The 18338-nt window shown below is 72.6% G+C and carries 18 protein-coding genes; 14 read left to right on the top strand and 4 right to left on the bottom strand.

What is annotated here, in order from left to right; genetic code table 11:
• Positions 1-297: 297 nt before the first annotated feature.
• Genes ACFWEE_RS04875 through ACFWEE_RS04830 form a run of 10 tightly spaced genes read left to right on the top strand, consistent with a single transcriptional unit; the run spans position 298 to position 9256 of the window.
• The gene (locus ACFWEE_RS04875; protein WP_386886387.1) at positions 298-1413 is read left to right on the top strand and encodes a sedoheptulose 7-phosphate cyclase; all 1116 of its coding nucleotides are present in this window, start codon (positions 298-300) and stop codon (positions 1411-1413) included.
• Positions 1410-2132, top strand: a complete 723-nt coding sequence (locus ACFWEE_RS04870; protein ID WP_386886385.1) for a cupin domain-containing protein — start codon at positions 1410-1412, stop codon at positions 2130-2132. Before ACFWEE_RS04875 ends, ACFWEE_RS04870 begins: the two co-directional genes overlap by 4 nt.
• Entirely contained in the window at positions 2129-2518 is a 390-nt protein-coding gene (locus ACFWEE_RS04865; protein ID WP_386886383.1) for a cupin domain-containing protein, read from the top strand. Before ACFWEE_RS04870 ends, ACFWEE_RS04865 begins: the two co-directional genes overlap by 4 nt.
• On the top strand, positions 2511-3611 hold the full coding sequence (locus ACFWEE_RS04860; RefSeq protein WP_386886382.1) for a zinc-binding dehydrogenase: 1101 nt from the start codon (positions 2511-2513) through the stop codon (positions 3609-3611). The genes ACFWEE_RS04865 and ACFWEE_RS04860 overlap by 8 nt, the downstream gene beginning before the upstream one ends.
• Positions 3601-4407: an SDR family oxidoreductase gene (locus ACFWEE_RS04855; protein ID WP_386886380.1), complete on the top strand. Its 807-nt coding sequence runs from the start codon at positions 3601-3603 to the stop codon at positions 4405-4407. The genes ACFWEE_RS04860 and ACFWEE_RS04855 overlap by 11 nt, the downstream gene beginning before the upstream one ends.
• Positions 4408-4442: 35 nt before the next feature.
• Complete coding sequence (locus ACFWEE_RS04850; protein WP_386886378.1) at positions 4443-5564, top strand: VOC family protein; 1122 nt, start codon at positions 4443-4445, stop codon at positions 5562-5564.
• A 39-nt stretch (positions 5565-5603) separates the two neighbouring features.
• The gene (locus ACFWEE_RS04845; RefSeq protein WP_386886376.1) at positions 5604-6704 is read left to right on the top strand and encodes a ketoacyl-ACP synthase III family protein; all 1101 of its coding nucleotides are present in this window, start codon (positions 5604-5606) and stop codon (positions 6702-6704) included.
• A complete protein-coding gene (locus ACFWEE_RS04840) occupies positions 6695-7678 on the top strand; it encodes a 3-oxoacyl-ACP synthase III family protein (RefSeq protein ID WP_386886374.1) in 984 nt (327 codons plus the stop codon). Before ACFWEE_RS04845 ends, ACFWEE_RS04840 begins: the two co-directional genes overlap by 10 nt.
• Positions 7679-7724: 46 nt before the next feature.
• The gene (locus tag ACFWEE_RS04835; protein WP_386886372.1) at positions 7725-8462 is read left to right on the top strand and encodes an SDR family NAD(P)-dependent oxidoreductase; all 738 of its coding nucleotides are present in this window, start codon (positions 7725-7727) and stop codon (positions 8460-8462) included.
• On the top strand, positions 8459-9256 hold the full coding sequence (locus ACFWEE_RS04830; protein ID WP_386886370.1) for an enoyl-CoA hydratase/isomerase family protein: 798 nt from the start codon (positions 8459-8461) through the stop codon (positions 9254-9256). Before ACFWEE_RS04835 ends, ACFWEE_RS04830 begins: the two co-directional genes overlap by 4 nt.
• A gap of 85 nt (positions 9257-9341) precedes the next feature.
• On the opposite strand, the gene ACFWEE_RS04825 is transcribed toward ACFWEE_RS04830, so the two are convergent.
• The gene (locus ACFWEE_RS04825) at positions 9342-9818 is read right to left on the bottom strand and encodes a MarR family winged helix-turn-helix transcriptional regulator (RefSeq protein ID WP_386886369.1); all 477 of its coding nucleotides are present in this window, start codon (positions 9816-9818) and stop codon (positions 9342-9344) included.
• Between the two features lie 112 nt (positions 9819-9930).
• On the opposite strand from ACFWEE_RS04825, the gene ACFWEE_RS04820 reads away from it, so the two are divergent.
• From ACFWEE_RS04820 to ACFWEE_RS04805, 4 genes are all read left to right on the top strand, one after another.
• Positions 9931-11166, top strand: a complete 1236-nt coding sequence (locus ACFWEE_RS04820; RefSeq protein WP_386886367.1) for an MFS transporter — start codon at positions 9931-9933, stop codon at positions 11164-11166.
• Between the two features lie 20 nt (positions 11167-11186).
• A complete protein-coding gene (locus ACFWEE_RS04815; protein ID WP_386886366.1) occupies positions 11187-12125 on the top strand; it encodes an NADP-dependent oxidoreductase in 939 nt (312 codons plus the stop codon).
• 121 nt (positions 12126-12246) lie between these two features.
• Positions 12247-13164, top strand: a complete 918-nt coding sequence (locus ACFWEE_RS04810) for a TIGR03619 family F420-dependent LLM class oxidoreductase (RefSeq protein WP_386886364.1) — start codon at positions 12247-12249, stop codon at positions 13162-13164.
• Between the two features lie 260 nt (positions 13165-13424).
• Positions 13425-15044, top strand: a complete 1620-nt coding sequence (locus ACFWEE_RS04805) for an AMP-binding protein (RefSeq protein WP_386886362.1) — start codon at positions 13425-13427, stop codon at positions 15042-15044.
• A gap of 94 nt (positions 15045-15138) precedes the next feature.
• Here ACFWEE_RS04805 and ACFWEE_RS04800 read toward each other — a convergent pair whose 3' ends face one another.
• The 3 genes from ACFWEE_RS04800 to gcvH all read right to left on the bottom strand — a co-directional run bounded on the left by ACFWEE_RS04800 (position 15139) and on the right by gcvH (position 18334).
• Positions 15139-16521, bottom strand: coding sequence for an L-serine ammonia-lyase (locus tag ACFWEE_RS04800; protein ID WP_386886360.1), 1383 nt, complete (start codon positions 16519-16521; stop codon positions 15139-15141).
• Positions 16522-16675: 154 nt separating this feature from the next.
• Positions 16676-17938: a serine hydroxymethyltransferase gene (glyA, locus tag ACFWEE_RS04795; protein ID WP_386886359.1), complete on the bottom strand. Its 1263-nt coding sequence runs from the start codon at positions 17936-17938 to the stop codon at positions 16676-16678.
• 18 nt (positions 17939-17956) lie between these two features.
• Complete coding sequence (gene gcvH / locus ACFWEE_RS04790; RefSeq protein ID WP_386886357.1) at positions 17957-18334, bottom strand: glycine cleavage system protein GcvH; 378 nt, start codon at positions 18332-18334, stop codon at positions 17957-17959.
• Between the last annotated feature and the right edge of the window lie 4 nt (positions 18335-18338).

Raw genomic sequence — 18338 nt, 5'->3', positions numbered from 1 at the left:
TCACACTCTAGCTGTACTGGCATTCAAACTTGTGCTCGCATCTATAGTTCATGGCAGCAGCAGGCCGACCGGCGATGATCAATTGGCCTGAGCGTCAAGGCGGAGTTTCCCGGGGCGCGTGCTCCAGCTCCATCTCTTCCCGCCCTTCTTTCCGTTCGGGAACAAGACGAGGAGTATCGAATGACGGCCGTCATGCCGCCAGAAACATATTTCACACACTCCGGAAACGGGCTGTTCACAAAAGGAACGCCGGCGCGTTCCTGGACCGTCAGTACGGCCAAGCCCGTCACCTACGAGGTGCGTTTCGAGAACGGAATACTCGATCCCGCCCATTCCGCCCTGGCCGAAGCGGGCAACCCGCCCGGCAGCACGGGCACCCGGCGCCTGCTGGTGGTCGAGGAGCAGGTGCAGCGCCTCTACGGAGACCGCATCGCGGCGTACTTCGACGCACGCGGCATCGAGACGGTGACCCGCGTCCTGCCCGCCCACGAGCAGCTCAAGACGATGGAGTCGGCCTTCCACGTGGTGGAGTCCATGGACGCCTTCGGCATCGCGCGCCGCCACGAACCCGTCGTCGCCATCGGCGGCGGGGTCCTCATGGACATCGTGGGCCTCGCCGCCAGCCTCTACCGGCGGTCCACCCCGTACGTCCGTGTCCCCACCACCCTCATCGGCCTGGTGGACGCGGGCGTCGGCGCCAAGACCGGAGTCAACTTCGGCCGGCACAAGAACCGGCTGGGCACCTACCACCCGTCCTCGGTGGCGCTGCTCGACCCGGCGTTCCTGGCCACGCTCGACCAGCGGCACATCTCCAACGGCCTGGCCGAGATCCTCAAGATCGCCCTCGTCAAGGACCGGACCCTCTTCGAACTGCTCGCCGCCCACAGCAAGACCCTGCTCAACGGCAGGCTCCAGCTGACCGAGGACCCCGACGGCCGCCACCTCGTCGCCGAAGAAGTCCTGTGCCGGGCCGTCCACGGCATGCTCGAAGAACTCCAGCCCAACCTCTGGGAGCACCAGCTCCAGCGGCTGGTGGACTACGGCCACTCCTTCTCTCCCGTGATCGAGATGGAGGCGCTGCCCGAACTCCTGCACGGAGAAGCGGTCTGCGTCGACATGGCCTTCACCACCGTCGTCGCCCGCCGACGCGGCCTGGTGAGCGACGAGGACACCCGGCGCGTGCTGGCGGTCATGGAAGACCTGGGCCTGCCCGTCACGCACCCCGCCTGCACGCCCGACGTGTGGGAACGCGCCCTCACCGACACCGTCCGGCACCGCGACGGCCAGCAGCGTCTGCCGCTGCCGGTCGGCATCGGCCAGGCGTGCTTCGTCAACGACCTCAGCCCGCATGAACTGCGCGCGGCCCACGCCGAGTTGCAGGAGCACGACCGGTCCCTGCGGGGTGCCCTGTGATCGTCGCCGACACCTCGCGGGCCTCGCACGTCCACGGCGTGCACGGCGCCGAAGGCCTCACCTACTGGAAGTGCCTCGCACGCCGCACCGGCACCACCGGCACGTGGGAAGCGGTCGAATGGGCCTGCCTGCCGCCCGGCGGTGTCAGCGGAGCCCACCTGCACACCCGCACCGAGGAGATCTACTTCGTCCTCTCCGGGCGCGGCGAACTGCTCCTGGACGACACCACCCACCCGGTGCGGCCCGGCACCACGGCCCTCACCGGCGTCGGCAGCACGCACGGCCTGCGCAACACCGGTGACGGCGAACTCGCCTGGCTCGTCGTGGAGATGTCCGCACCGGCCACCCACGCCGTCCTCACCCAGGACGCCCCCGCCCATCCTGGAGGAACCATGCCCCGCAGCAGGGTGTACCAGCTCGACGAAGTCCGCAGCGTCGACCCGTCCGAAGCCTTCGACGGGCCCCTCTCCACCATCCGCATCCTGACCCTCGCGGAGGCCGGCAGCGAGACGCTGAAGGCCCGGAACAGCGAACACGTGCTCTTCGTGATCGACGGAACGGGCGTCGCCGAGACCGCGGGCTCCCGGGCCGAGCTCGTCCCCGGCACCGCCGTCACCCTCCCGCTGGGCACCCAGGCGCACGTCCTGGCCCACGAGGGCGGACTCCAGCTCTTCCACGCCGCGATGGACGTGCCCGGCCGGGAGGAGAGCACCCGGTGATCATCTCCTCCGCCGTCGCCCACGCCGAGGCGCTCCACGCCGGCGCCGGGTCGGTCCTCCGACGCTGCCTCGCCCGCCGGGGCATGCTCCACAGCGAGTGCGAAGCGGTCGACCAGATCGTCCTGGAACCGCACGCCCGCATCGACCACCGCGGGCGCACCGGGGTCGACGAGGCGTGGTTCGTCCTGTCCGGGACGGTCACCGTCGACGAGTGCGACTCCGCGCCGTGGTCGCTCCACGCGGGCCAGCTCATGCTCAGCCCGGCCGGAGCCCGCCCCCACCTCACCACCGGCGACCTCCCCGCCACCCTGCTGCTGCTGGCGACGCTGCCCGACCGGTACGCCGCCCAGCTCCCCCCGCGCGTACCGGAGCTGCACCATGACTAGCCCGGCCCACGACCCCGCCTGGGTGCGGGGAACCATGACGGCCGTCGCCGTCACCTCCCCCAAGAGCGTCGAGACGGTGGAGATCCCGATCCCCGGGCCGCTCGCCGGCCACGCACTGGTCCGCGTCTCGTACGCCGGACTCTGCGGAACCGACCTGGAACTCCTGCACGGCACCGCGAGCTACGTCCTCGACGGGCGGACCCGCTACCCGCACGTCGTCGGGCACGAATGGAGCGGCACCGTCGTGACCGCGCCCGGCACCGGACTGGCCGCCGGGCAGCGCGTCGTCGGCCAGACCATGGTGCCCTGCGGCGGATGCGCCCACTGCCGCGGCGGCCGGCGCGGCCTCTGCCCGCACATGCGCGAGGTCGGTCTCTACGGGCTCCAGGGAGCGGCGGCCCAGTACGTCCGGGTCCCCGCGAGCTCGCTCGTCCCCGTGCCCGACACGGTCGACGCCCGCTCCGCCGCACTGGTCGAACCCGCGGTCACCGTCGTCGAGGCGTTCCGGCGGGCCGGTTGCCTCCCCACCGACCGCGTGGCCGTCGTGGGGACCGGCACCATCGGCCTGCTGGCGGTCCAGCTGGCCGCCCATCTGGCCCAGCACGTCGACGCCGTCGGTGTGGACGCGCCGGCCCTCGAACTCGCCACCGGCCTGGGAGCGCGGCGCGGCCTCCTCCCCGGCCAGGCCGACCCGAGCGCGTACTCCCTGGTCGTCGAAGCCTCCGGCGCCTCCGCCGGCTTCGCGAGGGCCCTGGAACTCGTCGAACCCGGCGGTCGGGTCGCCGCCGTCGGCGTCACGCACGAACCCGTTCCGCAGGTCGACGCCGCCCGCATCACCCTCGACGGGATCTCCGTGCTCGGCATCCGCCACGGGCTCGACCACTACGACGAGACCCTCGGCCTCTTCGCCCGCGGCGTTCTGCGGGCCGCCCCCCTGATCCACGCGGAGCTGCCCGCCGCGGAAGCCCGGCAGGCGTTCCGGACCCTGGAGACGGGCCGCGGCGCACGCCCCAAGATCCTGCTCTCGTTCGACGCCGCGGACGCCGCGGACGCCGCCGACGCACGGGAAGCCGAGGAAGCCCATGTCCGATGACACCTCCCCGACCGCCGCCCGGCGGCCCACCGCCCTCGTCACGGGCGCCAGCTCCGGCATCGGCCGAGCCACCGCCGTCGCACTCGCCCGGGCGGGACACCGCGTCGCGGTCGGCTACCGCACGGACGAGGAAGGCGCCCGGCGCACGGTGCGGGACATGCCCGAAGGGACGGAGACGACCCTGGTCCGGCTGGACCTCGGCGACCCGCGCGCCGCCGCGGAGGCGGTCCGCCGCGTGGCCGGGGAACTCGGCGGGCTCGACGTCTTCGTCAACAACGCCGGGATCAACCGCCGGGCCGACGCCCTCGACGAGGACGCCGACGGATGGCAGCACCTCCTCGACGTCGACCTCACCGGCCCGTTCCTCTGCGCCCGGGCGGCAGCCGCCTCCATGGTCGCGGCCGGCCGGGGCGGACGCATCATCAACGTCACCTCCGTGCACGAGCACATCCCCATCCGGGGCGGCAGCGCCTACTGCGCCGCGAAAGCCGCGCTGGGCGCCGTCACCAAAGTGATGGCCCTGGAACTCGCCGAACACCGCATCACCGTCAACTCGGTGGCACCCGGCGAAACGGCGACCCCCATGAACGGCGTGCCCGAACGCACCGACGCCGCCGACGTGAAGCGACCCGCGATCCCCGTCGGCCGCCCCGGGCGCCCGGCCGAGGTGGCCGCGCTCATCACCCACCTCGCCTCGCCCGCCGCCGCCTACACCACCGGGGTCTCCCTCACCGTCGACGGCGGCCTCAGCCTCATGGCCGCGATCGCCAACCAGGGCTACGCCAACACCCTCTGAGCCGCACCCACTCCGTACCGGAAAGGCACCGCACCATGGCCCTCCAGCTTCCGCAGACCGGCACCGGAATCCCCACCGCCCGGAGCGTGGACCACTTCGCCTTCACCGTCCCCGACCTCGACCAGGCGATCGATTTCTTCACCACCACGCTCGGCGGCGAACTCGTCTACCGCCTCGACCGCCTCGTCCGCGACGACGACTGGATGAGCGTCCACCTCGACGTCGACCCCAGGGCCACGACCGAGATCGCCATGCTGCGCCTCGGCCCCACCAGCAACGTCGAGCTCTTCGAGTACACCGCCCCCCGCCAGAACAACGTCCCGCCGCGCAACAACGACGTGGGCGGCCACCACCTCGCCTTCTACGTCGACGACGTCGACGCCGCCGTCGCCTACCTCGGCGGCCGTCCCGGCGTGCGGGTCCTCGGCACGCCGCAGACCATGCCCGAGGACGCCCCCAACGCGGGCGACCGCTGGATCTACTTCCTCACCCCCTGGGGCATGCAGATGGAGGTCCACTCCGTCCCGCAGGACATGCCCTACCAGAAGGAGACCGACGGCCGGCGCTTCGGCCCGGTGGCGTCCTGGCACAACGGGACCGTCACCACACCGGCACCCGGCATCCCCACCGCACGCAACATCGACCACGTCGCCTACACGGTGGCCGACCTCGACGCGTCCGTGGACTTCTTCACCGGCGTCCTCGGCGCCGAACTCCTCTACCGCATCGGCCCGATCCCGCTGCCCGCCGACGTCATGAGCACCCAGCTCAACGTCGACGGAGCGGGAACCATCGAACAGGCCATGCTGCGCCTGGGCCCCACGGACAACATCGAGCTGTTCTCCTACGCGGTCCCCGGCTCGTCCTCCGTGCCCCCGCGCAACAGCGACGTGGGCGGTCACCACCTCGCCTTCTACGTCGACGACGTCGACGCCGCCGTCGCCTACCTCGGCGCGCAGGAGGGCGTCGAGATCCTCGGCACCCCCGAGACCATCACCGAGGGCCCCATCGCCGGCGACCGCTGGGTCTACTTCCGTACCCCCATCGGCATCCCGATGGAGGTGCTGAACATGCCCGACGGCGGCATGCCCTACGAGGCGACGACCCGGGCACGACGCGCCCCCGGCGGCCCGGTCGCCTGGACCAACCGTCCCTGAGACACCCCCGTCCCCCCGCCCGAAGAGAGGAGACCTCCCATGCGGTGGAACGACATACACGTGGCCGGTACCGGAGCCTGGCTGCCGGACGATCACGTCACGGCCGAACAGGCGGTGGCCGACGGCGACTACAGCGCCGACGAAGCCGGACGCAGCGAACAACTGACACTGACGGTGGCCCCGCCGGAAGCCTCCACCCCGGGCATGGCCGCGGCGGCGGCCCGTCAGGCCCTGTGGCGCGCGGGCGCGGACCCCGGCCAGGTGGACGTTCTTCTCTACTCCGTCCTCAAGCACAACGGCATCAACGTCGCGAACCCCACCTCCTACGTCCAGCGCGAGGTGGGCAGCGCGGCGGCGTTCGCCGCCGAGGTCCGCGCCGGTTCGAACGGGGGACTGGCCGCCCTGGAGCTGGCCTGCGACAGGCTGTCGGCCCGCCCCGAGGCGAACCTGGCCGTGGTGGCCTGCGCGGACATCTGGGGGCCTCCCCACTTCGACCGCTGGCGCGCCGACTCCGGCCTCGTCTTCGGCGACGGCGGCAGCGCGGTCGCCGTGTCGACCCGGGGCGGGTTCGCCCGGCTGCGGTCCCTGGTGACGACCCAGGACCCCGAACTGGAAGGCCTGCACCGCGGCCACGACTCCTTCGGAGACTTCCGCAACGACGCGGACCACCCCATCGACCTCTACCGACGGGCCCAGGAGTTCCTGACACGGATGCCCAAGGAGGAGCTGTGGAAGCGGGGTTCGGCCGGGCTCCACGCCGCGGTGAGCCAGGCGACGCAGGAGGCCGGGGTCGACCTGGCCTCGGCGGACCACATCGTGCTGCCCCACTTCGGCTCCCACCTGCTGCAGCGTCAGGTCCTCCGGCCCCTCGGGCTGACCGGATTCACCCGCACCACCTGGGAGTTCGCCCGCCGCGTCGGCCACCTGGGCGCCGGCGACCAGCTCGCCGGCCTCAACCACCTCGCGGAGAGCGGTTCCCTGCGGGCGGGCGAGCACATCGTCCTCGTCGGTGTCGGCGGCGGCTTCAACTGGAGCTGCGCCGTGCTGGAAGTCGGTGAGACGCCCGGCTGGACGCGACGGGAGAACCACCCCCACCCCACCACCGTGCCCATCGCAGAGGAGACCGGGACATGCCCGTAGGGATCATCCGCATCGGGGCCCACGTGCCTCCGGACGTAGTGGACAACGCGACCGTGGCCCGCTGGAGCGGAGCCAGTCCGGACTGGACCGACCAGCGCACCGGTATACGGGAGCGCCGGTACGCGGCGGACGGGGTGGCCACCTCCGACCTGGCGACCGCCGCCGCCCTCGACGCTCTCGGCGCCGACCGGGAGGAGTGGCCGCACATCGACTGGATCGCGCTGGCGACCTCCACCGGGGACAGGCCGCAGCCCGCGACCGCGGCCCTCACCCAGGACAAGCTGGGACTGCACGGCATCCCCGCCTTCGACGTCAACGCCGTGTGCTCCGGGTTCCTGTTCGCCCTGGACATCGGCCGGGCGCTGGTGGACCGGCCCGGCGGCGAGTCCGGCGCGCTGGTGGTCGCCGCGGACATGTACTCCCGCATCATGAACCGCTCCGACCGGAAGACGGTCGCCCTCTTCGGGGACGGTGCGGGGGCCGCGGTCCTCGGACCCGTCCCCGAGGGCTACGGCATCCACGCGGTGAAGCTGGTCACCGACGGGGACCGCAGCGGCCTGGTGGGAGTCGCCGCCGGCGGGACCGCGAAGGCGCTCGACCCGCAGGCGTGGGAGGCCGGTGAGCACCTCTTCGCGATGGACGGGCGGGCGGTGCGCGACTACGTACTGGCGACCCTGCCCAAGCTCGTCGCCGAAGTCCTCCAGGAGAGCTCCCTGGAGCTCGGCGACATCGACCGGGTGATCTTCCACCAGGCCAACACGCGGCTGCTGGAGCAGTGCGTGCGCGACCTGGGGATCGACCCCGCGCGCGTCCCGATGACGGCTCCCCGCTACGGCAACACCGGGGCGGCCTCCATCCCGATCACCCTCCACGACGCGCACCTGCGCTCGCCCCTGCGGCGCGGCGAGCGGGTGCTGCTCGCCGGGGTCGGCGGGGGCATGACGGCGGGCGCCGCCGTCATGACCTGGTACTGAACACCGCGCACCGGCACGAACCGCACCCGGACCTCAAGGAGACGAGATGAGACTCAAGGGCAAGACGGCGGTGATCACGGGCGGGACACGAGGTCTCGGACTGGCCATCGCACGCGAGTTCCTGACGGAGGGGGCGAACGTCGTGTGCGCGGCCCGCTCCCGGGGGGACGTCGGAAAACTGCTGGACCAGCAACCGGAACACACCCGGTTCCTGCTGGCCGACGTGAGCGACCCCGGGGCGATGCGCGACGTCATGCGGACGGCGGACGCCGAGTTCGGCGGTGTCGACACGGTCGTCGCGAACGCGGGCGTGAACCGCGACGGCAAGATCGAGTCGCTGGCCTACGAGGACTGGCGGGCCGTGATGGACACCAACCTCACCGGGGTCTTCCTCTCGGTGCAGGCGGCCGTCCCGTACCTCAGGAAGAGCGGCGGCTCGGTGATCACCGTGTCCTCGTGCATGGGCAGCCGGGTGGCCGTGGGAGCCGCCGGGTACGCGGCGTCGAAGGCGGCCGTCGAGATGTTCACCCGCGTCGCGGCGATCGAACTGGGACGCACCGGGGTGCGGGTCAACTCCCTCGCACCCGGCTTCCTCGACGAGGGAATGGGCCGGGAACTCGTCAGCAACGAGCGTGCCTGGGAGGCGTACCGGAAGCGGTTCGCGCTGGGCCGCGCCGGCGAGGTGGGCGAGGCGGCCCGCGCGGCGGTCTTCCTGGCGTCCGAGGACGCGAGTTACGTCAACGGCGAGATCCTCGGAGTCAACGGAGGCCTGTTGTGGGCGTGAGCACGCGTACCGGAGCGGCTGCCGCCGCCCTCCTCACCGTGGACGAACACGTCGCCACGATCCGCCTGGACCGGGCGCCCGTCAACGCGCTGAACCGGGACGCGCAACGCGCCCTGCACCGGGCGGCGGCGCTGGCGGCCACCGATCCCGACGTGCGGGCCGTGGTCCTGTACGGCGGTCCCGCCATCTTCAGCGCGGGCGCGGACATCAAGGAGATGGCCGGGATGACCCACGCGGACATGCACGAACACGCCTCGGCGCTCCAGTCCGCGTTCACCGCGGTCGCGGAGATCGGCAAGCCGGTCGTCGCCGCCATCAACGGCGCGGCCCTGGGCGGGGGGTGCGAACTCGCGCTGACCGCGGACTTCCGCGTCTGCGCGGAGGACTCCCGGCTGGGGCTCCCCGAGATCCTGCTCGGCGTCATACCGGGAGCGGGCGGCACGCAGCGGCTGCCCCGGCTCGTCGGCCTCGCGGTGGCGAAGGACATGATCTTCTCGGGGCGCGCCCTGACGGCTCCGGAGGCGCTGTGCGTGGGCCTGGTGGACGAGGTGGTTCCCGGCGACGAGGTGCTGTCGGTGGCCACGGCACGGGCCCGTTCCTACGCGCGCGGTCCGGCGATGGCGCTGGCGGCGGCGAAGTACGCCCTCGACAAAGGCAGCGCGCTCGGCCTCGACGAGGGTCTGGCGGTCGAACGGGAGCGGTTCGCCGCCTTGTTCGGGACGGAGGACCGGGCGCGGGGCATGGGAAGCTTCGTCGCCCGGGGGCCGGGCCACGCGCGGTTCGGCGGTCGGTGAGGTGGTGCCGGCCCCGGCCTCCGGGCGGACGGCGCCGCCTTCGGCGCACGGCCCGGCGCCGCAGGGCGGTTGCCGGGGCCGGCCGTCACGCCGACGGGCCGACGAGGAAGTGCAGGCCCCCCGGGGTGCGGTCCACGGCCATGCCCGAGCGGGAAAGCACGGCCGACAGGGCTTCGGCGTAGGTGACGGCGGCCAGTGCGGCCAACTCGGCCCCCTGGTCGGTGAGGCGGCCGAAGACGCCACGCCGGTCGTCGGGGCACAGACAGCGCTCGCAGAGGGAACGGTCCTCCAGTCGCCCCGTCAGCCGGCTCACGGAGCTGTGCGTCAGCCCGACGGCCTCGGCGAGGTCCTGCATGCGCAGGCTGCGTTCGGGGGCCCCCGCCAGGGCGGCCAGGACGTGGAACTCGGAGACGCGCAGCCGGTGGCGGCGGTCGAGCGCGCGCTCGACGGCGTCGGTCACCCGCGCGTGGGCGCGGTGGACGGCCATCCAGTCCGCGGTCGCGGGTGCCCACGGGGGCGGCGTCTCCCGTGCTTCCTCGGTGCGTCCGGTCGCGTGCGTCATCCGGTGCCTCCGTAAATCCGTTCTCGTCCAGTCATCTTGACACTCCGTCACTGAGCATGCAATCAATGTGTTTGCATGCACGTACCGCGTACATATCTTGAGAGGTGGCGCCATGCCCCTGCCCCTGTTCTCCTTACTCGTCTGCGTGTTCGGGGTGGGAACCGCCGAATACGTGATCGCGGGCCTGCTGCCCAACATCGCCACCGACGTCGACGTCAGCGTTCCCAGCGCGGGCCTGCTGGTGACCGCCTACGCCGTGGGCGTGGTCATCGGCGGCCCGCTCATCACCGCGCTGACCACCCGCGTCGAGCGCAAGACGCTCATGCTCGCGCTGATGGCGATCTTCACCCTCGGCAACGTCATCGCCGCCCTCGCCCCCGGCTACACCGTGCTGCTGGTGGCCCGCGTCGTCTCCTCGCTCGCCCACGCCACCCTCTTCGCGGTGGCCCTGGTCGTCGCCGTCAACTCCGTCGCCCCGGAGAAGCAGGGCCGGGCCGTCGCACAGGTCGCCGCCGGCCTCAACCTGGCCACCGTGCTGGGCGTCCCCCTCGGCACCCTCCTCGGGGAACAGTTCGGGTGGCGGTCCGCGTTCTGGGCCGTCTCCGGCGTGGCCCTCGCCGGCACCGCGCTCATCGCGCTGTTCATCCCCACCGCCCGCGAAGCGGAGGGCGGCGTGGCGCCCGACACCACCAGCCTCCGTGCCGAAGTGTCCGTCTTCGCGCGCCCGCAGGTGCTGCTGGCCATCGGCATGACCGTGCTCGGCCAGACCGGCGCGTTCACCGCCTTCACGTACCTCGCGACGATGCTGACCGACACCACCGGCTTCTCCGGCACCTCGGTCACCGTCCTCCTCCTCGTCTACGGGGTCGGATCGCTCGTCGGCAACCTGGTGGGAGGCCGGCTGGCCGACCGCTCCCTGATGGCGTCGCTGTGCGGGATGCTCGTCGCGCTGCCCCTGGCACTCGTGGTGCTGGGCCTCACCCTGGACAGCAAGCCCGCCGTCTCGGTGGCCGTCTTCGTCTTCGGTGCGGCGGCCTTCGCCATCACGCCCGCCCTCCAGGCGCGCCTGCTGGCCGCGGCGTCCGGTGCCCCGACGCTGGCCGTCTCGGTCAACATCTCCGCCTTCCAGCTCGCCAACGCCTTCGGCGCCTGGATCGGCGGCCTGGTGATCGGGTCGTCCCTCGGAGCCGACGGGGTCACCTGGACCGCCGCGGCCGTCTCGCTGCTCGCCCTGCCCGTCGCCGTCCTCGCCCTGCGCCACGACCGCCGCGGCGGACGGCCCAAGGGCGCCGGCCCGCTGGACGAGAGCCCCGCACCCGCCCAGAGCCCCGCTCCCGCCGAGGCCTGAACCACGAGGAAGTCAGCACCGTGCGCGCAGTCATCATGAACACCTTCGGAAGCCCCGACGTCCTGCACGAGAGCGAGGTGCCCGACGCGCCCGCCCCCGGGCCCGGCGAGGTCACGGTCAGGATCGAGGCGGTGTCCGTCAACCCCGTGGACAACCAGGTCCGTTCGGGGTCCAAGGGCGACGAGCTCACCGTCCCGCTGCCGATGATCCTGGGCTGGGACCTGTCCGGCCGTGTCGAGGCCACCGGACCCGGCGCCGAGCGTTTCGCCGTGGGCGACCCCGTCGTCGGGATGAGCGCCCAGGCCGGAACCGGACTGGGCACCTGGGCCGAGCGGGTCACCATCGGCGAGGACCTGCTCGCCCCGGCCCCGCGCTCGCTGGGCCTGCGGGAGGCCGCCGCCCTCCCGCTCGCCGCGCTCAGCGTGTACCAGCCCTTCGCCCGGCTCCCCCTCCCGCCGGGCGGCACGATCCTGGTCACCGGAGGCGTGGGCGCCCTGGGAGGCTACGCGCTCCAACTCGCCCGCCTGCGCGGATGGCACGCCGCCGCGCTAGTCCGCGAGAAGGACACGGAGCTCGCACGCGAACTCGGTGCGCAGGAGGTCCACACGTCCGTCGCGCAGGCCCGCCGGTCCGGCGGCTACGACGTCGTGTTCGAGACCGCCGGCATCCCCGACGCGATCGAGGCGGTGAAGGACGGCGGCCGGCTGGTGACCGTCGTCCCCACGGTCGTCCCGCCCCCGGAACGCGGTATCACCCCGGAGATCTCCTTCGTCGAACAGGACGGCCGGGCCCTGGAGGCCTTGGTCGGCCTCGTGGACAGCAAGGACCTCACCGTGCGCGTCGGTACCGTCCACCCCTTCGCCCGGGCCGCGGAGGCGGTACGCGCCTTCGAGGACGGCGGAATCCGCGGCAAGGTCCTCCTCGTCCCCACCGCACCCGACGGCGCGGACCGCCCGTAACCCCCGGCGCGGGGTGCGGGTGCCCCGCGCCCGTGGCCGCACCCGCACCCCGCTACCCCGTACGACAGACCGCCGGGCGGAACACCCGCCCGTCGCGGTCCCGCACAAGGAGAACCACCCGGTGAAGATCGGCATCAACCTGCCCAACTTCGGCCCCGGCATGGACGCGCAGACTCTGCTCGGCTGGGCCCGCACCATCGAGGATCTGGGGTACGACCTCCTGCTGGTCTCCGACCACGTGGCCCTCACCCCGGACGCCGCCGGACGCTCTCCGGAGCCGTTCTACGAAGCCTTCACCTCGCTCGCCTGGCTCGCCGGACAGACCTCCCGCATCGAGATCGGAACCGGCGTGGTGATCATGCCGCACCGCCATCCGCTGCTGCTGGCCCGCATGGGCGCCACCCTCGACCAGCTCTCCGGGGGCCGCTTCGTCCTCGGCGTCGGCGTCGGCTGGGCACGCCAGGGATACCAGGCGCTCAACGTCCCCTACACCTCCCGGGGCCGGCTCACCGACGAGTACCTCGCCGCCCTGCGGCGGCTCTGGAGCGACGGGCGGGCCACCTTCCGGGGCGAGACCGTCTCCTTCACCTCGGTCCACAGCGCCCCCATGCCCCACCGCCAACCCTCGCCCCCCGTCTGGATCGGCGGCAACAGCCTGCCCGCGGTCCGCCGCGCCGCCCGCCACGGCGACGCGTGGCACCCGCTGTGGCCCCGGGCCGACTGGCTCCAGCAGGTGGCCGTGCCCACCCTGCGCAAACTCACCGAAGAGGAGGGACGCCCGCCCGTCCAGCTCTGCCCCCGCATCCAGGTCTCCCTCACCTCCGAGCCGCTGCCCGACGCGACCCGGCAGACGGGACACGGCACGACCGAACAGCTCCGGGACGACCTCCGCACCCTCGAAGCCATGGGCTGCGCCTACGTGATCCTGGACACCGACCCCGGCGACCAGCGGCTGCGCGGCACGGCCCAGCAGGACTGGCGCACCCTGGAGACCATCGCCGCCCAGGTCGTCGACCTCGCCACCCACACCGTGCGCTGACCGCGCGCCCCGGCGCCGCCCACCGCCCGCCCGGCACCCCGGGAGCCCGTACGAGCGGGACGCGGACGCGGCGCCGGGCCCGGCCCGAGCCCCGGTGGGCTCCGGCCGGCCCTCACCCGCGCCCGTTCCGTTCCACCCCGCGCCCGTTCCGCTCCACCCCGCACCCGTTCCGCTCCACCCCGCACCCGTTCCGCTCCACCCGCACCGGAGAACGCACCTCGACCGAACCCGACACCACGACCTCGTCCAGGAGAGCCCCCGTGCCCACCTCACAACCGTCCATAGCCGACCTCGTCGCCGCGTTCGCAAGCCCGGACACGGACCTCGCGCACCTCCTCTGCGACCGGCACCCCGCGCACCACCCCGCACTGCGCGTCGTCGGCCCCGACCTCCGCGCCGACCTGGTCACCTACGGAGAACTGGCCGAGCGTTCCCGCCGGCTCGCCCACGCGATGCACCGGCTCGGAGTGGGCGAGGGCGACCGCGTCGCCACCCTGATGACGAAGTCCGCCGAACACGTGGTCACCCTGCTCGCGACCTGGCGCCTCGGAGCCGTACACATACCGCTGTTCACCGCCTTCCAGAGCGAGGCCGTCGCCGCCCGCACCGCGCACGCCGCGCTCGTCGTCGCCGACGCCGCGCAGTTGCCCAAACTCCAGCCCCTGGCCGAGGCCGGGGCACCGTTCCCCCCGATCGTCGTCAACGGCGACCTCACCCACGCCCCCGGACCCGGGACCCACCGCCTCCAGGACCTGGAGACCGACACCCCGCTGCCCACGCCCACGCCCGGCCGCCGTCCCGGCGGTGACGCGCCCTTCATCGACCTGTACACCTCGGGAACGACGGGCCTGCCCAAAGCCGTCACCGTCCCCGTCCGGGCGACGGCGGCCTTCGCCGCATACCAATGGTTCGGTCTCGGCCAGCGCCCCGACGACGTCTTCTGGAACCTCGCCGACCCCGGCTGGGGATACGGCCTCTATCAGGCGGTCATCGGCCCGCTCGCCCTCGGCCTCACCACCACCCTGCTCCGCGCCCGGTTCGACGCCGGGCTCACCGCCCGCGCCCTCACCCGCCTCGGCGTGACGAACTTCGCCGCCGCCCCCACCGCCTACCGGGCGCTGCGCAACACACTCGGCGACCGCCCCCTGCGCACCGCGCTCCGCGCCTGCTCCTCCGCCGGTGAACCGCTGCCCCCGGACCTCGCCCCCTGGGCCCGGCGCTGCCTGGGCGCCGACCTCTTCGACCACTACGGCCAGTCGGAACTGGGCATGGCCGCCGGACAGGCCTGGGGCCCCGTCCCCGGCCCACCGTCCGCCCGCCGCGAGCTGCGCCCCTTCCCCGGCTGGGAACTGACGGTCGTCGACCCCGGGACGGGACGCGAGACCCGGGACGAGACCGGGCTCCTCGCCGTCGACGTGGCGCGCAGTCCGCTCATGTGGTTCGACGGGTACGCGGGAGCCGCCCAGCCCGCCCCGGGGGCCGGCGGCACGTTCGCGCGGGACGGCCGGTGGTTCATCACCGGCGACCTGGCCCGGGTCGGGCCCACGGGCGCCCTCCACATCGAGGGCCGTCAGGACGACGTCATCGTCATGGCCGGCTACCGCATAGGTCCGGTCGAGATAGAGAACGTCCTGCTGGACCACCGGGACGTCGCGGAGGCCGCGGTCACCACCGCCCCGGACGCGCTCCGCGGAGAGGTCGTGGAGGCGTACGTCGTACCCACCCGCACCGCCGCCACCGGCCCCCGCCTGGAGGCGGAACTCCAGGCCCTGGTGAAGACCCGGCTCTCCGCCCACGCGTACCCGCGGCACGTCCACTTCGTCGCCGACCTGCCCCGGACGAACAGCGGGAAGATCCGCCGCGCCGCCCTGCGGTCCTGACGCACCGGGACGCCCCGCCCCGCGGTTCTGACGCTCCGCGCCGCGCCGCCCCGCGGTTTTGACGCTCCGCTTCCCGGGTTCTGTCCGGCGGTGTTCAGCACTCGATGATGTTCACCGCGAGCCCGCCCCGGGCCGTCTCCTTGTACTTGACGGACATGTCCGCGCCGGTCTCCTTCATGGTCTTGATGACCTTGTCGAGGGAGACCTTGTGGGTGCCGTCGCCGCGCAGGGCCATCTTCGCGGCGGTGACGGCCTTGACGGCCGCCATGCCGTTCCGCTCGATGCAGGGGATCTGGACGAGGCCGCCGACCGGGTCGCAGGTGAGGCCGAGGTTGTGTTCCATGCCGATCTCGGCGGCGTTCTCGACCTGCTCGGGGGAGCCGCCCAGGACCTCGGCGAGCGCGCCGGCGGCCATGGAGCAGGCGGAGCCGACCTCGCCCTGGCAACCGACCTCGGCACCGGAGATCGAGGCGTTCTCCTTGAAGAGCATGCCGATGGCGCCCGCCGCGAGGAGGAAGCGGACGACGCTGTCGTCCTTCTCCTCCGGGGTGGCGCCGCCCGCCGCGAAGTTCATGTAGTAGTGCAGCACCGCCGGGATGATGCCGGCCGCGCCGTTGGTGGGGGCGGTCACGACCCGGCCGCCCGCGGCGTTCTCCTCGTTGACCGCCATGGCGTAGAGGGTGATCCACTCCATCGCGTGGGTCTGCGGGTCGCCCTCGGCCCGCAGCTGGCGGGCGGAGTTGGCGGCGCGACGGCGGACCTTGAGACCGCCGGGGAGGATGCCCTCGCGGGACATGCCCCGGCCGACGCACGCCTGCATGACCCGCCAGATCTCCAGCAGACCGGCACGGATCTCCTCCTCGGTGCGCCACTCCTTCTCGTTCTCCAGCATCAGCGAGGAGATGGAGAGGCCCGTCTCACGGGCCAGGCGGAGCAGTTCGTCGCCGGTGCGGAAGGGGTGGGCGAGGACGGTGTCGTCGGGGATGATCCGGTCGGCGCCGACCGCGTCCTCGTCGACGACGAACCCGCCGCCCACCGAGTAGTACGTCTTCTCCAGCAGCAGCGCGCCGGTCTCGTCGTACGCGTGCAGGGACATGCCGTTGGCGTGGTACGGGAGGGCCTTGCGGCGGTGCAGGACCAGGTGCTCGTCCGCGTCGAACGGGATCTCGTGGGCGCCCAGCAGGTTGATGCGGCCCGTGGTGCGGATCCGCTCGACCCGGGCGTCGGCGGACTCGACGTCCACGGTCCGGGGCGACTCGCCCTCCAGGCCGAGGAGGACCGCCTTCGGCGTGCCGTGGCCGTGGCCGGTCGCGCCCAGGGAGCCGTACAGCTCGGCGCGTATCGCGGCGGTCGGCGCGAGCAGGCCCTCGTTCTTCAGCCGGCGCGCGAACATCCGCGCCGCCCGCATCGGGCCCACCGTGTGGGAGCTGGACGGCCCGATGCCGATCGAGAACAGGTCGAAGACCGAAATGGCCACGGATGACTCCTAGCTGGGCGGACGCCGTTGTCCACCGGCGAAACGAAGAATGGGTGTGAGGGGGGCGGAGCAACAGGGCGGGGCACCGCGCTCACCTTCCAGTGTGCGCGATGCCCCGCCCGACCTGCGAAAAATGCCCGTGAACGGGCGGTTGCTACTTGCCCAGGCCGGGGTACAGCGGGAACTTCTCGGCCAGCGCGGCGACGCGGGCCTTCAGGTCCTCGGCGTCGAAGGCGGGCTTCAGGGCCGAGGCGATGATCTCCGCCACCTCGGTGAAGTCCTCCGCCTGGAAGCCGCGGGTCGCCAGGGCCGGCGTACCGATGCGCAGACCGGAGGTGACCATCGGCGGGCGCGGGTCGTTCGGGATGGCGTTCCGGTTGACCGTGATGCCGATCTCGTGGAGCCGGTCCTCGGCCTGCTGGCCGTCCAGCTCGGAGTTGCGCAGGTCCACCAGGACCAGGTGCACGTCGGTGCCGCCGGAGAGGACGGAGACGCCCACCTCGGTGACGTCCGGCTGGACCAGACGCTCGGCGATGACGCGGGCGCCGTCCAGCGTGCGCTGCTGGCGCTCCTTGAACTCCGGGGAGGCCGCGACCTTGAACGACACGGCCTTGGCCGCGATCACGTGCTCCAGCGGGCCGCCCTGCTGGCCCGGGAAGACCGCCGAGTTGATCTTCTTGGCGAGCTCCTGGGTGGAGAGGATCACACCACCGCGCGGACCGCCGAGGGTCTTGTGCGTGGTGGTCGTGACGACGTGGGCGTGCGGCACCGGGTTGGGGTGCAGGCCCGCGGCGACCAGGCCCGCGAAGTGCGCCATGTCGACCATCAGGTACGCGCCGACCTCGTCCGCGATGCGGCGGAAGGCGGCGAAGTCCAGCTGGCGGGGGTAGGCGGACCAGCCGGCCACGATCAGCTTCGGCTGGGACTCCTTGGCGAGGCGCTCCACCTCGTCCATGTCCACGACGCCGTTCTCACCGACGTGGTACGGGACCACGTTGTAGAGCTTGCCGGAGAAGTTGATCTTCATGCCGTGGGTCAGGTGACCGCCGTGGGCCAGGTTCAGACCCATGATCGTGTCGCCCGGCTTGAGCAGCGCGAACATCGCGGCGGCGTTCGCCTGCGCACCGGAGTGCGGCTGGACGTTCGCAGCCTCGGCGCCGAAGAGCGCCTTGATGCGGTCGATCGCGATCTGCTCGACCACGTCGACGTGCTCGCAGCCACCGTAGTAGCGGCGGCCCGGGTAGCCCTCGGCGTACTTGTTGGTGAGGACGGAGCCCTGCGCCTCCATGACGGCGACCGGAGCGAAGTTCTCCGAGGCGATCATCTCGAGGGTGGACTGCTGGCGGTGGAGCTCGGCGTCGACAGCGGCGGCGACGTCCGGGTCCAGCTCGTGGAGGGAGGAGTTGAGAAGCGACATCAGGCGGTCCCTTGGGTCTCAGTTGCCGGAGAACTCGGTGTATTCGTCGGCGGTGAGCAGATCCCCCGGCTCCTCCGCGACGCGAACCTTGAACAGCCAGCCACCCTCGAAGGGGGCGGAGTTCACCAGGGACGGGTCGTCCACCACGTCCTGGTTCGCCGCGGTGACCTCGCCGGTGACGGGCGAGTACAGGTCGCTGACGGACTTGGTCGACTCCAGCTCGCCGCAGGTCTCGCCCGCGGTCACCGTGGAGCCGACCTCCGGAAGCTGGGCGTACACGACGTCACCGAGCGCGTTGGCCGCGTACTCGGTGATGCCGACGGTCGCCACGCCGTCCTCGACGGCCGACAGCCACTCGTGCTCCTTGCTGTACCGCAGCTGCTGGGGGTTGCTCATGACC

Source organism: Streptomyces sp. NPDC060184 (assembly GCF_042728795.1).
In the GTDB taxonomy this organism is placed as follows: Bacteria; Actinomycetota; Actinomycetes; order Streptomycetales; family Streptomycetaceae; genus Streptomyces.
The sequence above is the reverse complement of the archived record's forward strand: the minus strand, read 5'-3'. Positions and strand labels throughout refer to the sequence as shown.